A 15,885-nucleotide genomic window follows, 5' to 3' on the forward strand; every position below is an offset into this window, starting at 1 on the left:
TCCGAACGGTCAGCCGGGCGGCCGGGGCCGTTCGGGTCGTCGAGGGTGCCGTCGTCACGCATCCGACGAGGCTAGGCAGGGCAAACCGGGATCACCCAGGCCCAACGGGTGGCCCTCGCCACACTTTGGTCCGGACCTGCCCGACATTGCCCCACACCACCCCCCGGGCAGGGTCAGAACCGGCGAACCGGACCAACCTCCGGTCCGCCGAGCGCCCGGGCGGCGCGGGCAGGAACTTCGCAGCCGCCCACCTCCCGGCCGATGATCCACTAACTCGTCCGTTCGGACGATACGGCGGTGGCCCGGCCGATCCGGGGCGTGGCCGAATTGTGATCACCAACCGGGCAGCGGACCGGTCCGTAACGGAATGGACCACACCCCCCGGTACGTTGGCCGAACCGGGGGCGCCGTGCGCGCGGCGCTTCCGTACGCGTCGACAGGGAGGACCCCACCGGTGCTCGACCCACACGAGCTCTACGAACTCACCGACGAGCTGCCCGACCTCGGCCAGCCGGTGCTGATCCAGGCGCTCACCGGCTTCGTCGACGCCGGCAGCGCCTCCCGGCTGGCCCGGGAGCAGCTGCTCACCTCGCTGGACACCCGGGTGATCGCCCGCTTCGACGTCGACCAGCTCTTCGACTACCGCTCCCGCCGGCCCGTGATGACCTTCGTCGAGGACCACTGGGCCGACTACGACGCCCCGGCGCTGGAGCTGCACCTGCTGCACGACGACGACGAGACGCCGTTCCTCCTGCTCACCGGCCCCGAGCCGGACCTGCAGTGGGAGCGCTTCGTGGCCGCCGTCGCCGGCCTGTCGGCCCGCCTCGACGTCCGGCTCACGGTCGGGCTCAACTCGATCCCGATGGCGGTACCGCACACCCGGCCCAGCGGCGTCACCGCGCACGCCACCCGGCCGGAGCTGATCTCCGGACACGAGCCGTGGTTGCAGAAGGTGCAGGTGCCGGCCAGCGTCGGGCACCTGCTGGAATACCGCCTCGGTGAGCAGGGCCTCGACGCCCTCGGCTTCGCCGCACACGTGCCGCACTACGTCGCCCAGACCGAGTACCCGGCCGCCGCCGAGGCGCTGCTCGCCGCCGTGTCCCGGGGCACCGGCCTGCTGCTGCCCCGCGACGGCCTGCGGACCGCCGCCGAGGTGGTCCGGGTGGAGATCGACCGCCAGGTCGCCCAGACCGAGGAGGCCGCCACGCTGGTCCAGGCCCTCGAGGAGCAGTACGACACGTTCGCCCGGGGCCGCGGCGAGAAGAGCCTGCTCGCCGCGGAAACCGGGCCGCTGCCCACGGCCGACGAGCTGGGCGCCGAGCTGGAACGCTTCCTCGCCGAGCAGACCCACCCGGGCGACACCCCGGAGCGCTGACCCGGCGGGACGGGCGGGGATGCGGCAGGCTGGGGACATGCGCCTGGCGACCTGGAACGTCAACTCGGTGAAGGCCCGCCTGCCCCGGCTGCTCAACTGGCTGGCCACCACGAAGCCCGACGTCGTCTGCCTCCAGGAGACGAAGTGCCCGGACGGGGCGTTCCCCGTCGCCGAGGTGGGCGAGCTGGGCTACGAGGTGGCCAGCCACAGCGACGGCCGGTGGAACGGGGTGGCCGTGCTGTCCCGGGTCGGGCTGGCCGACGTGGCGGTCGGGTTCCCCGGCGAGCCCGGGTTCCCCGAGCCGGAGGCCCGAGCCATCTCCGCCACCTGCGACGGCCTGCGGGTCTGGTCGGTGTACGTGCCCAACGGCCGCGCGCCGGACGACCCGCACTACGCGTACAAGCTGGCCTGGTTCGCCGCGCTGCGCGACGCCCTGGAGGCGGAGGTGGCCGCCGCTCTCCCACTCACCGTCTGCGGCGACTTCAACGTCGCCCCGACCGACGCCGACGTGTGGGACCCGGCCCTGTTCGCCACCTCCACCCACGTCACGCCGGCCGAGCGGGCCGCCCTGGCGGCGCTGCGCGACCTGGGCCTGGAGGACGTGGTGCCGACCCCGATGAAGGGCCCGCACCCGTTCACCTACTGGGACTACCGGGCCGGGATGTTCCACCAGAACAAGGGCATGCGGATCGACCTGGTGTACGCGACCGCGCCGTTCGCCCGCACGGTCCGCTCGGCGTACGTGGACCGGGAGGCCCGCAAGGGCAAGGGCCCCTCCGACCACGCCCCGATCGTGGTCGACGCCGACCTGGTGCCCGCGGTCGAGGCGTTCTGACCGGCGGGCCGCTCGCTAGGGTGGACGCATGGCAGTCGTGAAGATCAACGCGATCGACGTCCCGCCGGGCGCCGGCGCGGAGCTGGAGAAGCGGTTCGCGGCCCGGGCGGGCGCGGTGGAGAACTCCCCCGGTTTCCTGGGCTTCGAGCTGCTGCGCCCCGTGGCCGGGGAAAGCCGCTACTTCGTCTACACGAGGTGGGAGACGGAGGAGGACTACCAGGCCTGGGCCCAGGGACCGGCGCGGGCCGCGCACGCCGCCCCCGAGGGCGCCGAGCCCCGCAAGCCGGTCGCCACCGGCGCCACCCTCCTGGAGTTCGAGGTCGTTCACCAGGTCCCCCCGACCCACTGACTCACCCAGCTACGACAACCGCTCCGGCTCCGGTGATCCACATGGGGCTGCGCCGACGGTTCGACTCCGTAGCGATATACCGCCTGGTCATAAATATGACTCGGCGGTATATCGCGCTCGGTCACACCGTCGTCCCGCCGGGAAACCCGCTGCGGGTGGCGAGGCGGTCAGGGGACGCGGGAGGCGAAGACGATCACGTTGTCCTCGTAGCCGGTGCGGCCGCCGACCCACTCCCCGCCGCAGGTGATCAGGCGCAGCTCCGACGGGCCGGAGTCGCCGTAGACGCGGGCGGCCGGCAGGTTCGCCTTGTCGAAGTACTCGACGCTGTCGACCTTGAAGGTCACCACCGTGCGGTCCGACCGGGTCACCTGGATCCGGGCGCCCGGCTTCAGGCTGTGCAGCCGGTAGAACACGGCCGGACCGCTCTTGGTGTCGACGTGACCGACGATGATCGCCCGGCCCGGCTCGCCCGGGACCGCGCCCCGGTCGTACCAGCCGGTCTGGTTGTGCTCGGTCAGCGGCGGCACGTCCACCGAACCGTCCCGCGCCTGGCCGACCGGGGTGACCGGCGCGGTGACCTTGATGGCCGGCACGGCCAGGCGGACCGGCAGGCTGGCCGGTTTCCGGACCGGCGCCGGCGCGGGCGGCGGCGGTTGGCTCGAACCGGCCGACGCGTCGGTCCAGTCGAACGGCCCGGCGGTCCGGCCGAGACCGGCGCCGGTGGCGAACACGCCGACCAGCACCAGCACCACGGCCAGCGGCTTCGACCAGGGACCGCGACCCCGGTCCCGCCCCTGCGGCGGGGCCGGCGCACCGGAGACCGGCGGGCCGGAGACCGGCGGGCCGGAGACCGGCGCACCGGAGACCGGCGGGCCGGAGGGCCGGCCGTGTCCGGGCGGCGGGTCGGCCGGCGGTGGGGTCCAGGGACGCGGCCCGGCGAGCGGCGCGGGCCCCGGTCGGGCTTTCGCCGGTGGCGGATTCCACGGCTGCGACCCGTCGGCGGGCCGGTTCCACGGCGGTGAAGCGGCCGGCGGGGGACTCCACGGCCGCGCAGGGGCCGCCGGACCGGCACCGGCGGCGCCCGGGCCACCGGCGGGCTGGCCGGGACCGGCCGCGGACGGACCGGGGCCGGAACGGGGGCCGGTGGCGGGCGGCGCGGCGGCCGGCGGCAGGGCGAACAGCGCCCAGCCGGACAGCCGGGAGCGGCCGGGCGGCGGGACGGTGTGCTCGTCCATCGGACTCAGCGCCCGGCGGCGCCGCGGGACTGCCGGCGGGACGCGGCCACGCCGAGCCCGGCGCCGACCATGGTCACGGCCAGCCCGATCGGCACCAGCAGGCCGCCGAGGCCGGGGCCGGCGGTGCCGCCGAAACCGGTCGCCGGGCCGCGGCTGGGGACGTGGCTGGGCTGGTGCGTGGGCCGGTGGGTGGGCTCGGCCCGCTTGACCACCTGGAGCATGGTGGACGCCGTCTCCCCGCCCGGGCACTCCAGCTTGACCCGGTAGTTGCCGGGCCGGGTGCGCTCGTTGACCATCGGCGAGGCGGTGAGCAGGCCGCGTTGCGGCTGCACCTGGATCCGGCCGAAGGCGTCCGAGACCACGATCGCGGGCACCGAGTTGTCGCGGCAGCTCGCCCGGATGCCGACCAGGTAGCCCGGCTGGACGGTGCCGGGTGTCACCTCGACGAAGATCACGTCGGCCGGGGGCGGCTGTCCCGGCACCGGCTCGGCGGCGCGCGGCGCGGCCTGGGCGGGCGCCGCGCCGACCAGCGGGGCGGCGCACGCGGCGACCGCGACAAGCAGCGCCGCACGTCCCCTGACTGACCCCATGAACCCTCCCGGCGTACGGGATGAATCTTCTCACCCCCGGCCGCACATCACATCCGATCCGGGCCGCCGGTCGCGTAGGCTCGGGTCGCTGTGACCACCACCGACACCGCCACCGCCCGCATCCGGACCTTCCACCCGCGTCGCGGGCGGATGAGCGACCGGCAGCGCGACGCGCTGACCCGGCTCTGGCCCGCGTACGGCCTCCAGATCGCCGCCCTCGACGGGCCGTGCGATCCGACGACGCTGTTCGGGCGGCGGGCGCCGCTGGTGCTGGAGATCGGCTCCGGCATGGGCGACGCCACCGCCGCGATGGCGGCGGCCGACCGGGACCGACACTATCTGGCGGTCGAGGTCCACACGCCGGGAATCGCCAACCTGCTGGAGCTGGTCGAGCGGCACGGCCTGGACAACGTGCGGGTGGCCGAGGGCGACGCGTTGGACCTGGTCCGGGCCATGCCGCAGGGGTGTCTGGACGCGGTGCACGTCTATTTCCCGGACCCGTGGCCGAAGACCCGCCACCACAAGCGGCGGATCATCGCGCCGGCGCACGTGGCGTTGCTGCGGTCCCGGCTGGCGCCGGGCGGCACGCTGCACTGCGCCACCGACTGGGCCGAGTACGCCGAGTCGATGCGCGCGACGCTGACCGCCGACCCGGAGCTGGTGGACGTGCACGGCCACTTCGCGCCGCGTCCGGCGCACCGGCCGGTGACGAAGTTCGAGCGGCGCGCGCTGACCGCCGGCCGGGAGGTCTTCGACCTGATCCACCGGCGGCGCTGAACTCGTCGCACTGAGCCCGGTTGGCGCGGCGCGGTGTGATCCAGGCACGATGGGAGCCGCCATGACTCTCACCGCCGCGCTGCCGAAGACCGCCGACCCCGACACCCTCTACGACGCGTTCGCCTCCTGGGCGTCCGAGCGCGGCCTCGACCTCTATCCGCACCAGGAGGAGGCGGTCATCGAGATCGTCTCCGGCGCGAACGTGATCATGAATACGCCGACCGGCTCGGGCAAGAGCCTGGTGGCGATCGCGGCCCACTTCGCGGCCCTCGCAGACGACCGGACGACCTTCTACACCGCGCCGATCAAGGCGCTGGTCTCGGAGAAGTTCTTCGCGCTCTGCGAGGTGTTCGGCGCGGAGAACGTCGGCATGCTCACCGGCGACGCCAGCGTGAACGCCGACGCCCCGATCATCTGCTGCACCGCGGAGATCCTGGCCAACCTGGCGCTGCGCGAGGGTCGCCGGGCCGACGTCGGCCAGGTGATCATGGACGAGTTCCACTTCTACGCCGAGCCGGACCGGGGCTGGGCCTGGCAGGTGCCGCTGATCGAGCTGCCACAGGCCCAGTTCGTGCTGATGTCCGCCACGCTCGGCGACACCACCCGCTTCGTCGACGACCTGACCCGGCGCACCGGCCGGCCGACCGCCGTCGTCCGCTCGGCCGAGCGGCCGGTCCCGCTCCTGTTCTCGTACGCGACCACGCCGCTGCACGAGACCCTCGAGGAGCTGCTGGAGACCAAGCAGGCCCCGGTGTACGTGGTGCACTTCACCCAGGCCGCCGCGCTGGAACGCGCGCAGGCGCTGATGAGCGTGAACGTCTGCACCCGCGCCGAGAAGGACATGATCGCCCAGGCGATCGGCAACTTCCGGTTCACCTCGGGCTTCGGCAAGACGCTGTCCCGGCTGGTCCGCCACGGCATCGGCGTGCACCATGCCGGCATGCTCCCGAAGTACCGCCGCCTGGTGGAGACGCTCGCCCAGGCCGGCCTGCTCAAGGTCATCTGCGGCACGGACACGCTCGGCGTCGGCATCAACGTGCCGATCCGTACGGTGCTCTTCACCGGCCTGTCGAAGTACGACGGGGTGCGGACGCGCCTGCTCAAGGCCCGCGAGTTCCACCAGATCGCCGGTCGGGCCGGGCGGGCCGGGTTCGACACGCTGGGCCGGGTGGTGGTGCAGGCGCCCGAGCACGTGATCGAGAACGAGAAGGCGCTCGCCAAGGCCGGCGACGACCCGAAGAAGCGCCGCAAGGTGGTGAAGAAGAAGCCGCCGGAGGGCTCGATCGGCTGGGGCGAGCCGACGTTCCAGCGCCTGGTCGAGGCCGAGCCGGAGCCGCTGACGTCCAGCTTCCAGGTCAGCCACTCGATGCTGCTCAACGTGATCGGCCGCCCCGGCGACGCGTTCGCCTCGATGCGGCACCTGCTCACCGACAACCACGAGGACCCGGCCGCCCAGCGCCGGCACATCCGCCGCGCCATCGCCATCTACCGGGCGCTGCGGGCCGGCGGCGTGGTCGAGGAGCTGCCCGAGCCGGACGAGACCGGCCGGCGGGTGCGGCTCACCGTCGACCTCCAGCTCGACTTCGCGCTCAACCAGCCGCTGTCGCCGCTCGCGCTGGCCACCGTCGAGCTGCTCGACCGGGAGTCCCCGTCGTACGCGCTGGACGTGCTCAGCGTGATCGAGGCGATCCTCGACGACCCGCGGCAGATCCTCTCCGCGCAGCAGTTCAAGGCCCGTGGCGAGGCGGTCGCCGCGATGAAGGCCGAGGGCATCGAGTACGAGGCCCGCCTCGAACTGCTCGACGAGGTGACCTGGCCCAAGCCCCTGGCCGAGCTGCTGGAGGCCGCGTACGAGATGTACCGGCAGGGCCACCCCTGGGTCGCCGACCACCAGCTCTCCCCCAAGTCCGTGGTCCGGGACATGTACGAGCGGGCCATGACGTTCCCCGAGTACGTCCAGTTCTACGGCCTGTCCCGGTCCGAGGGCCTCGTCCTGCGCTACCTCGCCGACGCGTACAAGACGCTGCGGCAGACCGTGCCGGAGGACGCCAAGACCGAGGAGCTGGTCGACCTCATCGAGTGGCTGGGTGAGCTGGTGCGCCAGGTCGACTCCAGCCTGATCGACGAGTGGGAGCGGCTGCGCAACCCGTCCGACGTGGCCGAGGTGGCCGCCTCGCTGGACGACCGGCCGCCGGCGGTCACCCGCAACGCCCGGGCGTTCCGGGTGCTGGTGCGCAACGCGATGTTCCGTCGCGTCGAGCTGGCCGCGCTGCGCCGCTGGGACCTGCTCGGCGAGCTGGACGCGGGCGACGGCTGGAACGCCGACGCCTGGGCCGACGCGCTGGAGCCGTACTTCGAGACGTACGACGGGATCGGGGTGGGGCCGGACGCCCGCGGGCCGGCGCTGCTCATGATCGAGCAGGGCCGCGAGCGGTGGACCGTGCGGCAGATCCTGGACGACCCGGACGGCGACCACGACTGGGGCATCAGCGCCGAGATCGACCTCGCCGCCTCGGACGAGACCGGTGCGGCGGTGGTCCGGATCACCGACGTCGGGCAACTGTAGAACTCCGCGAAAAAGGGCCGCCCGGGATGTCCGGGCGGCCCTTTTCGTACCCTGGGCGATGTCAGCCCCGTCGATTAGAATGTATGTACTAATCGAGCTGTTGACCTGGGAGGATGCTCGTGACCGCGCCCACCTCCGCCGCCCCTGTCACCCCCTACGCCACCCTCCTCGGGTTCACCCGCTACGTGGACCGCACCGGCCCCACCAAGGCCACCTTCGTCGGCGGCCTGCGTCGCCAGCGAGCGAGCCGGCACGGGTTCAATCCGCACGGCCAGTTCGTCAAGGCACTCAAGGCCGACGTCGCGTTCCACACCGGCGGCACCCACCTCGCCCAGGTGGCCGACCTGGTCAAGCCGCGCTGGCGCCCGCTCTACGAGGCGCTCACGCCCGGCGCGACCCGCTGGCTGCACTCGCTCGGCGAGCCGGCCGGCGTCGACCTGGCCCAGACCCGCGACGCCCTGGCCATGCTGGGCGACCTACCCGTCAAGATCAACCCCCAGTTCGGCGTACGCTTCGCCGGCGGCCGGGCCGAGGCGGTCCGGCTGCACTTCGACGAGGCGCCGCCGAGTGAGGAGGCGACGCTGGCCACGCTGCACCTGATGGCCCGGCACATGGACGCGGTGCTGCCGCACGCCGAGCCGGTGCTGGTCGACGTGCGTCGTGGCGAGGCGCACCGGATGCCCACCGACGTCAAGCCCGAGCAGATCGAGCAGTGGCTGGCCGGCGAGGCCGCCGCGTTCCGGGCCATCTGGTCCACCGCCGCCTGATCGACGGTCCCCGACGGGGCGGCCACCCCTCCGAGTGGCCGCCCCGTTGCTCCCCTTTCGGGAATATCTGGGGCATTCGCGAGGCAGGGTCGCGAAGCTCGGCTCATGACACTGCCCGATCGTCTTCCGCGGCGGCTGCCGGCTCCGCCGGTGCGCCGCGCGCCGCGGGGCCCCGCGCAGGATCTGCCGTCGCGACCATCGGCCACGCGCGGCCGTCTCATCCTGCTCGGGCCGGCGTTCGTGGCCGCGGTCGCCTACGTCGACCCGGGCAACTTCGCCACCAACTCCACCGCCGGCGCCCGCTACGGCTACCTGCTGGTGTGGGTCGTCGTGGCGGCGAACCTGGCCGCCATGCTGGTGCAGACGCTCACCGCCAAGCTCGGCCTGGCCACCGGGCGCAGCCTGCCCGAGCTGTGCCGGGACCACCTGCCCCGGCCGCTCAACCGGGCCATGTGGGCCCAGGCTGAGCTGGTCGCCATGGCCACCGACCTGGCCGAGGTGATCGGCGGCGCGGTGGCGCTGCACCTGCTCTTCGGCATCCCGCTGCTGCCCGGCGGCGTGATCGTCGGCACCGCCGCGTTCGCCGTACTGGCGCTGCGGTCCCGGGGCTTCCGCACGTTCGAGATCGCCATCGCGGTGCTGCTCGGCGTGATCGTGCTGGCGTTCGCGGTCAACCTGGTCACCGCCGGGCCGGACCTGTCCGCCACCGCCGGCGGGCTGCTGCCCCGGACGGCGGGCACCGACAGCATGCTGCTCGCCGCCGGCATCCTCGGCGCGACCGTGATGCCGCACGTGATCTACGTGCACTCGGCGCTGACCCCGAACCGCATCCCCACCAGCGGCGAGGCGGAACGGCGGACGGTGGCGCGGGGCCTGCGCATCGACGTGCTGGTCGCGCTCGGTATCGCCGGCGGGGTCAACCTGGCCATGCTGCTGGTCGCGGCCACCAGCTTCCACGGCAGCGGCATTCCCGGCACCGACACGCTGGAGGGCGTGCACGCCGGGCTGGCCGGCACGCTCGGTGCCACCGCGGCGGTCGGCTTCGCCGTGGCCCTGCTGCTGTCCGGCCTCGCCTCGACCAGCGTCGGGACGTACGCCGGGGAGGTGATCATGCAGGGTTTCCTGCGCCGCCGGATCCCGCTGCTGGTGCGCCGGACGGTGACGCTGCTGCCCGCGCTGGCCGTGCTCGCGATCGGCGTCGACCCGACCCGGGCGCTGGTGCTGTCCCAGGTGGTGCTGAGCTTCGGCATCCCGTTCGCGCTGATTCCGGTGGTGGCCTTCACCCGCCGCCGCGACCTGATGGGCAGCCTGGTCAACCGCCCGGCCACCACGGCCGTCGCGGTGCTGATCACCGCGCTCGTGGTGGCGCTCAACGCGTTCCTGCTCTGGCAGCTGGTCGCCTGAACGCGACCGCGCCCGCCCGGGACGGATCCCGGGCGGGCGCGGTGGTGGTGCGAGGTCCTCAGGCGGCCAGGTACTTCTCCAGGTCGTCCAGGATCTTGTTGGCGGCGCCGACGCCGATGCCGGTCATCCACACCTCGTCGGAGACCACGTGCGCCTTGCCCGCCTTGACCGCGGACAGGCCCTGCCAGAGGCTGCCGGTGGTGACCTTGGCCTGCTCGGCGGCGGCCTTCTCGCCGTACGCGGTCACGAACACCACGTCGCCGTCGACCTCGTTCACCCGCTCGGCGCTGACCAGGTCGAAGCGCCGGTCCTCCTTGCCCTCCAGCAGCTGACGCTGCGGACGGCCGAGGCCGGTGTCGCCGACCACGATGCCGGAGAACGAGTCCGGGCCGTACACCCGGATGTTGCCCGGGATGAAGCGCACGATGGAGATCTTCCGCGACGGGGCGTCGCCGAGCGTCGCGCCGAAGTCCTTCGCCCGCTTCTCGTACGTGGCCAGCAGGTCCTTTGCCTGCTGCTCCCGGCCGAGGGCCTGGCCGTCGAGGAGGAAGTTCTCCTTCCAGGTGATGCCCACCTTCTCGGTGAACACGGTCGGGGCGATGGCGGACAGCTCGTCGTAGAACTTCTCCTGGCGGAACTTGCTGCCGAGGATCAGGTCCGGCTTGAGCGCGTTGATCGCCTCCAGGTCGGGCTCGGTGAGCACCCCGACCTCCTTGATGCCGGCGAGCTTGTCCGCGCCGAAGTAGGTGGGCCAGCTCTTCGCCTCACCGGCGGTGGCCGCGCCGACCGGGGTGACGCCCAGGGACAGCGCGGTGTCGATCTTGTCGGTGTCGAGCACCACCACGCGCTTGGGCTCGGCGGGCACCTTGGTGGTGCCCATGGCGTGGGTGATCTCCCGGGTCTCCCCGGAGCCGGTGCCGGCGACGGGGTCGCTCTCCCCGCAGGCGGTGAGGCCCACCCCGAGGGCGAGGGCGGCGGTGAGTGCGGCGGCGAGACGACGCATCAGGTTCCTTTCCGTGGTGCGGGTGCGGGCCGGCGCGCTCAGGCGTCGCCGACGGGGGCGCCGGCCGCGGCCGGCGTGCCGGCCGGAGCGGCCGAGGTCTGGGTGAGGGCGGGCACCACCAGCGGGGCGCCGGTGACCGGGCAGGGCACGACCACGCAGTCGAGCCCGAAGACGTCGCGGACCAGGTCGGCGGTGAGGATCTCGCGCGGCGGGCCGGCGGCCACCACCGCGCCGTCGCGCATGGCGACCAGGTGGTCCGCGTACCGGGCGGCCTGGTTGAGGTCGTGCAGCACGGCCACCACGGTCCGGCCCCGCTCGGCGCGCAGCCGGTGCAGCAGGTCCAGCACCTCCACCTGGTGGGCCAGGTCGAGGAAGGTGGTCGGCTCGTCCAGCAGCAGCGCGTCGGTGTCCTGGGCCAGGGCCATCGCGATCCAGACCCGCTGGCGCTGGCCACCGGAGAGCGTGTCCACCGGGCGGTCCGCGAGCCCGGTCACGTCGGCCAGGCGCATCGCCTCGTCGACGGCCCGGCCGTCCTCGGTCGACCACTGCCGCCACCACCGCTGGTACGGCTGCCGGCCGCGCCCGACCAGGTCGGCCACGGTGATCCCTTCGGGCACCAGCGGGCTCTGCGGCAGCACGCCGAGCCGCCGGGCCACGTCCCGGGTGGGCAGGTCGCGGATCGCCGCTCCGTCGAGCAGCACCGCGCCGCGGCGCGGCGTGAGCAGCCGGGCCATGGTGCGCAGCAGGGTCGACTTGCCGCAGGCGTTCGGCCCGACGATCACCGTGAACGCGTCGGCCGGCAGGTCGAGCTCCAGCCCGTCCAGCACGGTCCGACCCTCGTAGCCGACGACCAGGTCGCGGGTGGACAGCAGCGCGGTCACGACCGCCTCCCTCGGGTGCGCAGCAGCACGAAGATCAGGTACGGTCCGCCGATGGCCGCGGTCAGCACGCCGGCCGGCAGTTGGGTGGGCGCGAACAGCCGGCGCCCGGCCAGGTCGGCGAGGACCAGCAGCAACGCGCCCAGCAGGGCGGCGCACAGCAGCGGCGGCCGTTCCGCGCGGACCAGCCGGCGGGCCACCTGCGGGGCGACCAGCGCCACGAAGTCCACGGCGCCGACCTGCGCGGTGACGGCGGCGGCGGCCAGCACGCCGGTGCCGGCCAGCCCGATCCGGCGGGCCACCGGGCGCAGCCCGATCCCCCGCGCGGTGTCGTCGTCCAGGGCCGAGCTGCGCAGCGCCCAGCCGGCCCAGAGCAGCACCGGCAGCAGCACCAGGAGAGTGCCGGCGATCCAGCCGGCCTCGGTCCAGCCCTTGCCGGCCAGCGTGCCGATCAGCCAGAGCTGGGCGCGCAGGCCGTCGATCGGGTCGGCGGTGAGCATCACCACCTCGGTGAGCGCCCGGAACGCGAACGCCACCGCCACGCCGGCCAGCACGAACCGCTGCGCGGCCAGGCCGTGCCGGGCGCCGAGCGCGAACACCAGGACCGCCGCGGCCAGCCCGCCGACCAGCGCCGCCGGGGCCACCAGGACCGCCGCCGCCCCGCCGGTCAGCGCCACGGTGGCGGCCAGCCCGGCGCCCTGGGTGACGCCGATGACGTCGGGGCTGGCCAGCGGGTTGCGGGCCACGCTCTGGATCAGGGTGCCGGCCACGCCGAACGCCGCGCCGGCCAGGGCCGCGAGCACCGCGCGGGGCAGTCGCAGGTCGCGCACCACGAGGTCGTACGGGGTGCCCGCACCGGACAGCGACCGGACCACGTCGCCCGGCGCCACGTACGGCGTCCCCAGCGACAGACTCAGCACCACCGCGCCGCCGAGCAGCACGAGAAGCACCCCCGCCACCACCACCGGCCGCCACCGGAACGGCACCGCCACCGCCCCCACCCGCAGCAGCCCGCGCCCCGCCGGCGCCGGCGCCGGCGCCGCGCGATCTTGCACTTGCGGCCCGCGATACGCGGCTTTCGTCCGATCTGCCGGGGCAGCAACCGCAAGATCGCGGAGAGGGGGGCGGGGGTGGGGGGCGGTCATGCGGTCACGACCTTGGCGCGGCGGACCAGGATCGCCAGCAGGGGGGCGCCCAGGAGAGCGGTGATGATGCCGGCGGGGATCTCGCCGGGCGGAGAGACCAGGCGGCCGGTCACGTCGGCGGCCAGCACCAGGGCGGGACCGAGCAGCGCGGCGACCAGCAGCGTCCACCGGTGGTCGGCGCCGACCAGCGCCCGGGCCAGGTGCGGCACGGCCAGCCCGACGAACGCGATCGGGCCGGCGGCGGCCACCGCGGCGCCGGTGAGCAGCACACCGCCCCCGCCGGCGGCCAGCCGGACCAGGGCGACCCGGTGCCCCAGCCCGCGGGCGACGTCGTCGCCGAGGGCGAGCGCGTCCAGCCCACGGGCGGCCAGCGCGGCGAGCAGCACCCCGGCCAGCACGAACGGGAGCACCTGCCCGGCCACGCCCACGTCCCGCCCGGTGAGCCCGCCGACCACCCAGAAGCGGTACTCCTCGAACGTGCGGGCGTCGATGCTGAGCAGCGCGTACACGACCGCGCCGAGACCGGCGTCGAGCGCGGCGCCGACCAGCGCGAGGGTGACCGGGCTGGCGCCCTCACGGGTGCGGTTGGCGACGGCGAAGACGAGGAGCCCGGCGAGCAGCGCGCCGGCGATGCCGAACCAGACGTAGCCGGTGAGCGTGCTCACGCCGAACACGGCGATGGCCAGCACCACCCCGAAGGAGGCCCCGGCGCTGACGCCGAGGATGCGCGGCTCGGCGAGCGGGTTGCGGGTGACCGCCTGGAACAGCACGCCGGCCAGCGCCAGGGCCAGGCCGACGACCAGGCCCAACGCGGTACGCGGCAGCCGCAGCTCGCGGACCACCGTGGTCGCGTCGCCGTCGTCCGGGGCCACCAGCGCGTGCCACACCTGGTCCACCGGGAGGTGGCGGCTGCCGAGCGCCAGGCTGGCCAGCAGGGCGACGAGGAGCAGGAGCGCCGCCGCCAGGGTGACCGCGACGCGGCGGGGGGCGCCGCGGCGGGCGGGGGCGTCGGCCCGCGCGGGCCGGACGGCGACGGTGGTCACGGGGTGTTCGCCTCTCGGATTAGGTACGCCTTACCTTAACTGACCTGGTAAGGCAGACCTAACCGGGACGTGTCGATGGGCTTGCGCCTCCACCGGGGGGAGGCGCGAGGCTGGGCGGCATGGACGATGGCGAGCGCTACTCGATCGGCGACCTGGCCCGGCGGACCGGGGTGCCGGTGAAGACCATCCGGTTCTGGTCCGACCGGGGCGTCGTGCCGCCCACCGACCGCGGGCCGACCGGCCACCGCCGCTACGGCCCGGAGGCGGTGACCCGGCTCGACCTGGTGCGGACGTTGCGGGAGCTGGGCGTGGACCTGCCCACCGTGCGCCGGGTGGTGGCCCGGGAGATCACCCTGCCCGAGGTCGCCTCGGCGCACGCAGACGCGTTGACCGCCCAGATCCGCCTGCTGCGGTCACGCCGCGCGGTGTTGACCGTGATCGCCCGGCGGGGGGCCACCCCGGACCGGGCCGACCTGCTGCACCGGCTGGCCGGCCTGGCCGCGCGCGAGCGGCGACGGCTGGTCGACGACCTGCTCGACGCCACGTTCGGCGACCTGACCGACCCGGGGTTCGCGGGGATCCGCCGGTCGCTCACCCCGGAGCTGCCCGACGACCCGGACGACGGCCAGATCGAGGCGTGGGTGGAGTTGGCCGAGCTGACGCTGACCCCCTCCTTCCGGGCCGGGCTGCGGCGGCTGGCCGAGCAGCACGCGGCCGACCGGGCCGGCGCGGAGGGCGTACGCCGGGACGTGGTCGCGGTGGTCCGGGAGGAGGTGGCCCCGGCGCTGGCCGCCGGGGTCGACCCGGCCTCGCCCGACGCCGACCCGGTCCTCTCCCGGGCGACGGCCCGGTACGCGCGGCTCTGCGGCCGCCCGGACGACCCCGACCTGCGCCGACGGATGCTGACGCGGTTGGAGACCGCGCACGACCCGCGCCGGGAGCGCTATCTGGAGCTGCTCTCCGTGGTCAACGGCTGGCCGCCGGCCGAGAGCCTTGCGCCGGTGCTGGACTGGTCGATCCGGGCGCTGCGCGCCCGGCAGCCCCTACCCTGAGGGCATGCGATTCGACAGGCACACCGTGGTGCTCCTGGTCCGCCCGGACGACGCGCCCGACCTGCCGCAGGACGCCCTCGACCGGATCCAGGACGCGCACCTGGCGCACCAGGCCGGGCTGGTGGAGCAGGGCGCGGTCCTGGCGGCCGGGCCGTTCCTCGACGGCGACGACGAGCGGATCCGCGGCTTCGTGGTGCTGTCGGTGGATCCGGACACGGCCCGGCACCTCTACGCCAACGACCCGGCGGTCAGCGCCGGGCGTCTGGTCGCGCGGGTGACGAGCTGGATGGTGCCGGAGGGCCAGGTCCGCTTCGAGCAGGTGCCGGTGCCCCGGTCGATGCTGGAGGCCGCGGCCGGCGACTGACCGGTCAGTCCTCGGCGGACTGGCGGACGCCGGGCACCACCGGCATCGGCCACACCCCGGTGCGCGGCACGGCGGCCGGCACCTCGACCTGCTGGTCGGCCCAGACGTACGTCTCGGGCAGCAGGTCGGCGATCGGGACGGCGCGCAGCCCGTCCGGCGGCCCCACGATCACCCGGATCGACGGGAAGTAGTCGAGCAGCACCTGCCGGCAGCGCCCGCACGGCGCGATGACACCGCGCCCCCGGTCCCCCACCGCGACGATCGCCTCCAGCTCACCGGCCCCCTGGGTCGCGGCGGCGCCCAGCGCCACCACCTCGGCGCACGGGCCGCCGGTGAAGTGGTAGACGTTCACGCCGCTGAACACGCGGCCGTCGGTGCTGCGCACGGCGGCGGCGACGCTGTGGTTGTCGCTGCGGCAGCGGAGCTTCGCGACGGCGGTGGCGGCCTGCACGAGCGCCCGGTCGGTGTCCCGCATGATCATCCCCGCCCCTCGTCGGCTGCG

Annotated in this window: 16 protein-coding genes; 9 read left to right on the forward strand and 7 right to left on the reverse strand. The window is 74.5% G+C overall.

Annotated features, from left to right (window positions below):
- Positions 1-454: 454 nt before the first annotated feature.
- Genes CO540_RS08825 through CO540_RS08835 form a run of 3 tightly spaced genes read left to right on the forward strand, consistent with a single transcriptional unit; the run spans position 455 to position 2,559 of the window.
- Positions 455-1,375 carry a proteasome assembly chaperone family protein gene (locus tag CO540_RS08825; protein WP_099161643.1) on the forward strand — a complete coding sequence of 307 codons (921 nt, stop codon included), beginning with the start codon at positions 455-457 and terminating at the stop codon, positions 1,373-1,375.
- A 37-nt stretch (positions 1,376-1,412) separates the two neighbouring features.
- Positions 1,413-2,210, forward strand: a complete 798-nt coding sequence (locus CO540_RS08830; RefSeq protein ID WP_099161644.1) for an exodeoxyribonuclease III — start codon at positions 1,413-1,415, stop codon at positions 2,208-2,210.
- A gap of 28 nt (positions 2,211-2,238) precedes the next feature.
- Positions 2,239-2,559, forward strand: a complete 321-nt coding sequence (locus tag CO540_RS08835; RefSeq protein ID WP_099161645.1) for an antibiotic biosynthesis monooxygenase — start codon at positions 2,239-2,241, stop codon at positions 2,557-2,559.
- Positions 2,560-2,726: 167 nt separating this feature from the next.
- Here the strand turns inward: CO540_RS08835 and CO540_RS30865 are convergent, their stop codons facing one another.
- Positions 2,727-3,317, reverse strand: a complete 591-nt coding sequence (locus CO540_RS30865; RefSeq protein ID WP_371682295.1) for a class F sortase — start codon at positions 3,315-3,317, stop codon at positions 2,727-2,729.
- A 482-nt stretch (positions 3,318-3,799) separates the two neighbouring features.
- The gene (locus CO540_RS08845; protein WP_099161647.1) at positions 3,800-4,384 is read right to left on the reverse strand and encodes a hypothetical protein; all 585 of its coding nucleotides are present in this window, start codon (positions 4,382-4,384) and stop codon (positions 3,800-3,802) included.
- A gap of 90 nt (positions 4,385-4,474) precedes the next feature.
- Between CO540_RS08845 and trmB the strand changes: the two genes are divergently transcribed.
- The 4 genes from trmB to CO540_RS08865 all read left to right on the forward strand — a co-directional run bounded on the left by trmB (position 4,475) and on the right by CO540_RS08865 (position 9,898).
- Entirely contained in the window at positions 4,475-5,161 is a 687-nt protein-coding gene (gene trmB / locus CO540_RS08850) for a tRNA (guanosine(46)-N7)-methyltransferase TrmB (RefSeq protein ID WP_099161648.1), read from the forward strand.
- A 61-nt stretch (positions 5,162-5,222) separates the two neighbouring features.
- A complete protein-coding gene (locus tag CO540_RS08855; protein ID WP_099161649.1) occupies positions 5,223-7,727 on the forward strand; it encodes an RNA helicase in 2,505 nt (834 codons plus the stop codon).
- 119 nt (positions 7,728-7,846) lie between these two features.
- A complete protein-coding gene (locus CO540_RS08860) occupies positions 7,847-8,494 on the forward strand; it encodes a hypothetical protein (RefSeq protein ID WP_099164670.1) in 648 nt (215 codons plus the stop codon).
- A gap of 105 nt (positions 8,495-8,599) precedes the next feature.
- Positions 8,600-9,898 carry an Nramp family divalent metal transporter gene (locus tag CO540_RS08865; RefSeq protein ID WP_099161650.1) on the forward strand — a complete coding sequence of 433 codons (1,299 nt, stop codon included), beginning with the start codon at positions 8,600-8,602 and terminating at the stop codon, positions 9,896-9,898.
- A gap of 58 nt (positions 9,899-9,956) precedes the next feature.
- On the opposite strand, the gene CO540_RS08870 is transcribed toward CO540_RS08865, so the two are convergent.
- The 4 genes from CO540_RS08870 to CO540_RS08885 all read right to left on the reverse strand — a co-directional run bounded on the left by CO540_RS08870 (position 9,957) and on the right by CO540_RS08885 (position 13,967).
- A complete protein-coding gene (locus CO540_RS08870; protein WP_099161651.1) occupies positions 9,957-10,901 on the reverse strand; it encodes an ABC transporter substrate-binding protein in 945 nt (314 codons plus the stop codon).
- 38 nt (positions 10,902-10,939) lie between these two features.
- On the reverse strand, positions 10,940-11,782 hold the full coding sequence (locus CO540_RS08875) for an ABC transporter ATP-binding protein (protein ID WP_099161652.1): 843 nt from the start codon (positions 11,780-11,782) through the stop codon (positions 10,940-10,942).
- On the reverse strand, positions 11,779-12,834 hold the full coding sequence (locus tag CO540_RS08880; RefSeq protein ID WP_253866562.1) for an iron chelate uptake ABC transporter family permease subunit: 1,056 nt from the start codon (positions 12,832-12,834) through the stop codon (positions 11,779-11,781). The genes CO540_RS08875 and CO540_RS08880 overlap by 4 nt, the downstream gene beginning before the upstream one ends.
- Before the next feature lie 86 nt (positions 12,835-12,920).
- A complete protein-coding gene (locus tag CO540_RS08885) occupies positions 12,921-13,967 on the reverse strand; it encodes an iron ABC transporter permease (protein WP_091578453.1) in 1,047 nt (348 codons plus the stop codon).
- Between the two features lie 119 nt (positions 13,968-14,086).
- Here CO540_RS08885 and CO540_RS08890 point away from each other — a divergent pair, with 119 nt between their 5' ends.
- Positions 14,087-15,019, forward strand: coding sequence for a MerR family transcriptional regulator (locus CO540_RS08890; RefSeq protein ID WP_099161653.1), 933 nt, complete (start codon positions 14,087-14,089; stop codon positions 15,017-15,019).
- 4 nt (positions 15,020-15,023) lie between these two features.
- Positions 15,024-15,383: a YciI family protein gene (locus tag CO540_RS08895; RefSeq protein ID WP_099161654.1), complete on the forward strand. Its 360-nt coding sequence runs from the start codon at positions 15,024-15,026 to the stop codon at positions 15,381-15,383.
- A gap of 4 nt (positions 15,384-15,387) precedes the next feature.
- On the opposite strand, the gene CO540_RS08900 is transcribed toward CO540_RS08895, so the two are convergent.
- The gene (locus CO540_RS08900) at positions 15,388-15,864 is read right to left on the reverse strand and encodes a cytidine deaminase (protein WP_091578461.1); all 477 of its coding nucleotides are present in this window, start codon (positions 15,862-15,864) and stop codon (positions 15,388-15,390) included.
- Between the last annotated feature and the right edge of the window lie 21 nt (positions 15,865-15,885).

Origin of the sequence: Micromonospora sp. WMMA2032 (assembly GCF_002688545.1) — a bacterium.
GTDB lineage: Bacteria > Actinomycetota > Actinomycetes > Mycobacteriales > Micromonosporaceae > Micromonospora > Micromonospora sediminicola.

Bases quoted from the DNA above. Each gene is read 5' to 3' on its own strand.
- CO540_RS08830 (WP_099161644.1), top strand. From the start codon at position 1,413: ATGCGCCTGGCGACCTGGAACGTCAACTCGGTGAAGGCCCGCCTGCCC.
- CO540_RS08835 (WP_099161645.1), top strand. From the start codon at position 2,239: ATGGCAGTCGTGAAGATCAACGCGATCGACGTCCCGCCGGGCGCCGGC.
- CO540_RS08845 (WP_099161647.1), bottom strand. From the start codon at position 4,384: ATGGGGTCAGTCAGGGGACGTGCGGCGCTGCTTGTCGCGGTCGCCGCG.
- CO540_RS08855 (WP_099161649.1), top strand. From the start codon at position 5,223: ATGACTCTCACCGCCGCGCTGCCGAAGACCGCCGACCCCGACACCCTC.
- CO540_RS08865 (WP_099161650.1), top strand. From the start codon at position 8,600: ATGACACTGCCCGATCGTCTTCCGCGGCGGCTGCCGGCTCCGCCGGTG.
- CO540_RS08870 (WP_099161651.1), bottom strand. From the start codon at position 10,901: ATGCGTCGTCTCGCCGCCGCACTCACCGCCGCCCTCGCCCTCGGGGTG.
- CO540_RS08890 (WP_099161653.1), top strand. From the start codon at position 14,087: ATGGACGATGGCGAGCGCTACTCGATCGGCGACCTGGCCCGGCGGACC.
- CO540_RS08895 (WP_099161654.1), top strand. From the start codon at position 15,024: ATGCGATTCGACAGGCACACCGTGGTGCTCCTGGTCCGCCCGGACGAC.
- CO540_RS08900 (WP_091578461.1), bottom strand. From the start codon at position 15,864: ATGATCATGCGGGACACCGACCGGGCGCTCGTGCAGGCCGCCACCGCC.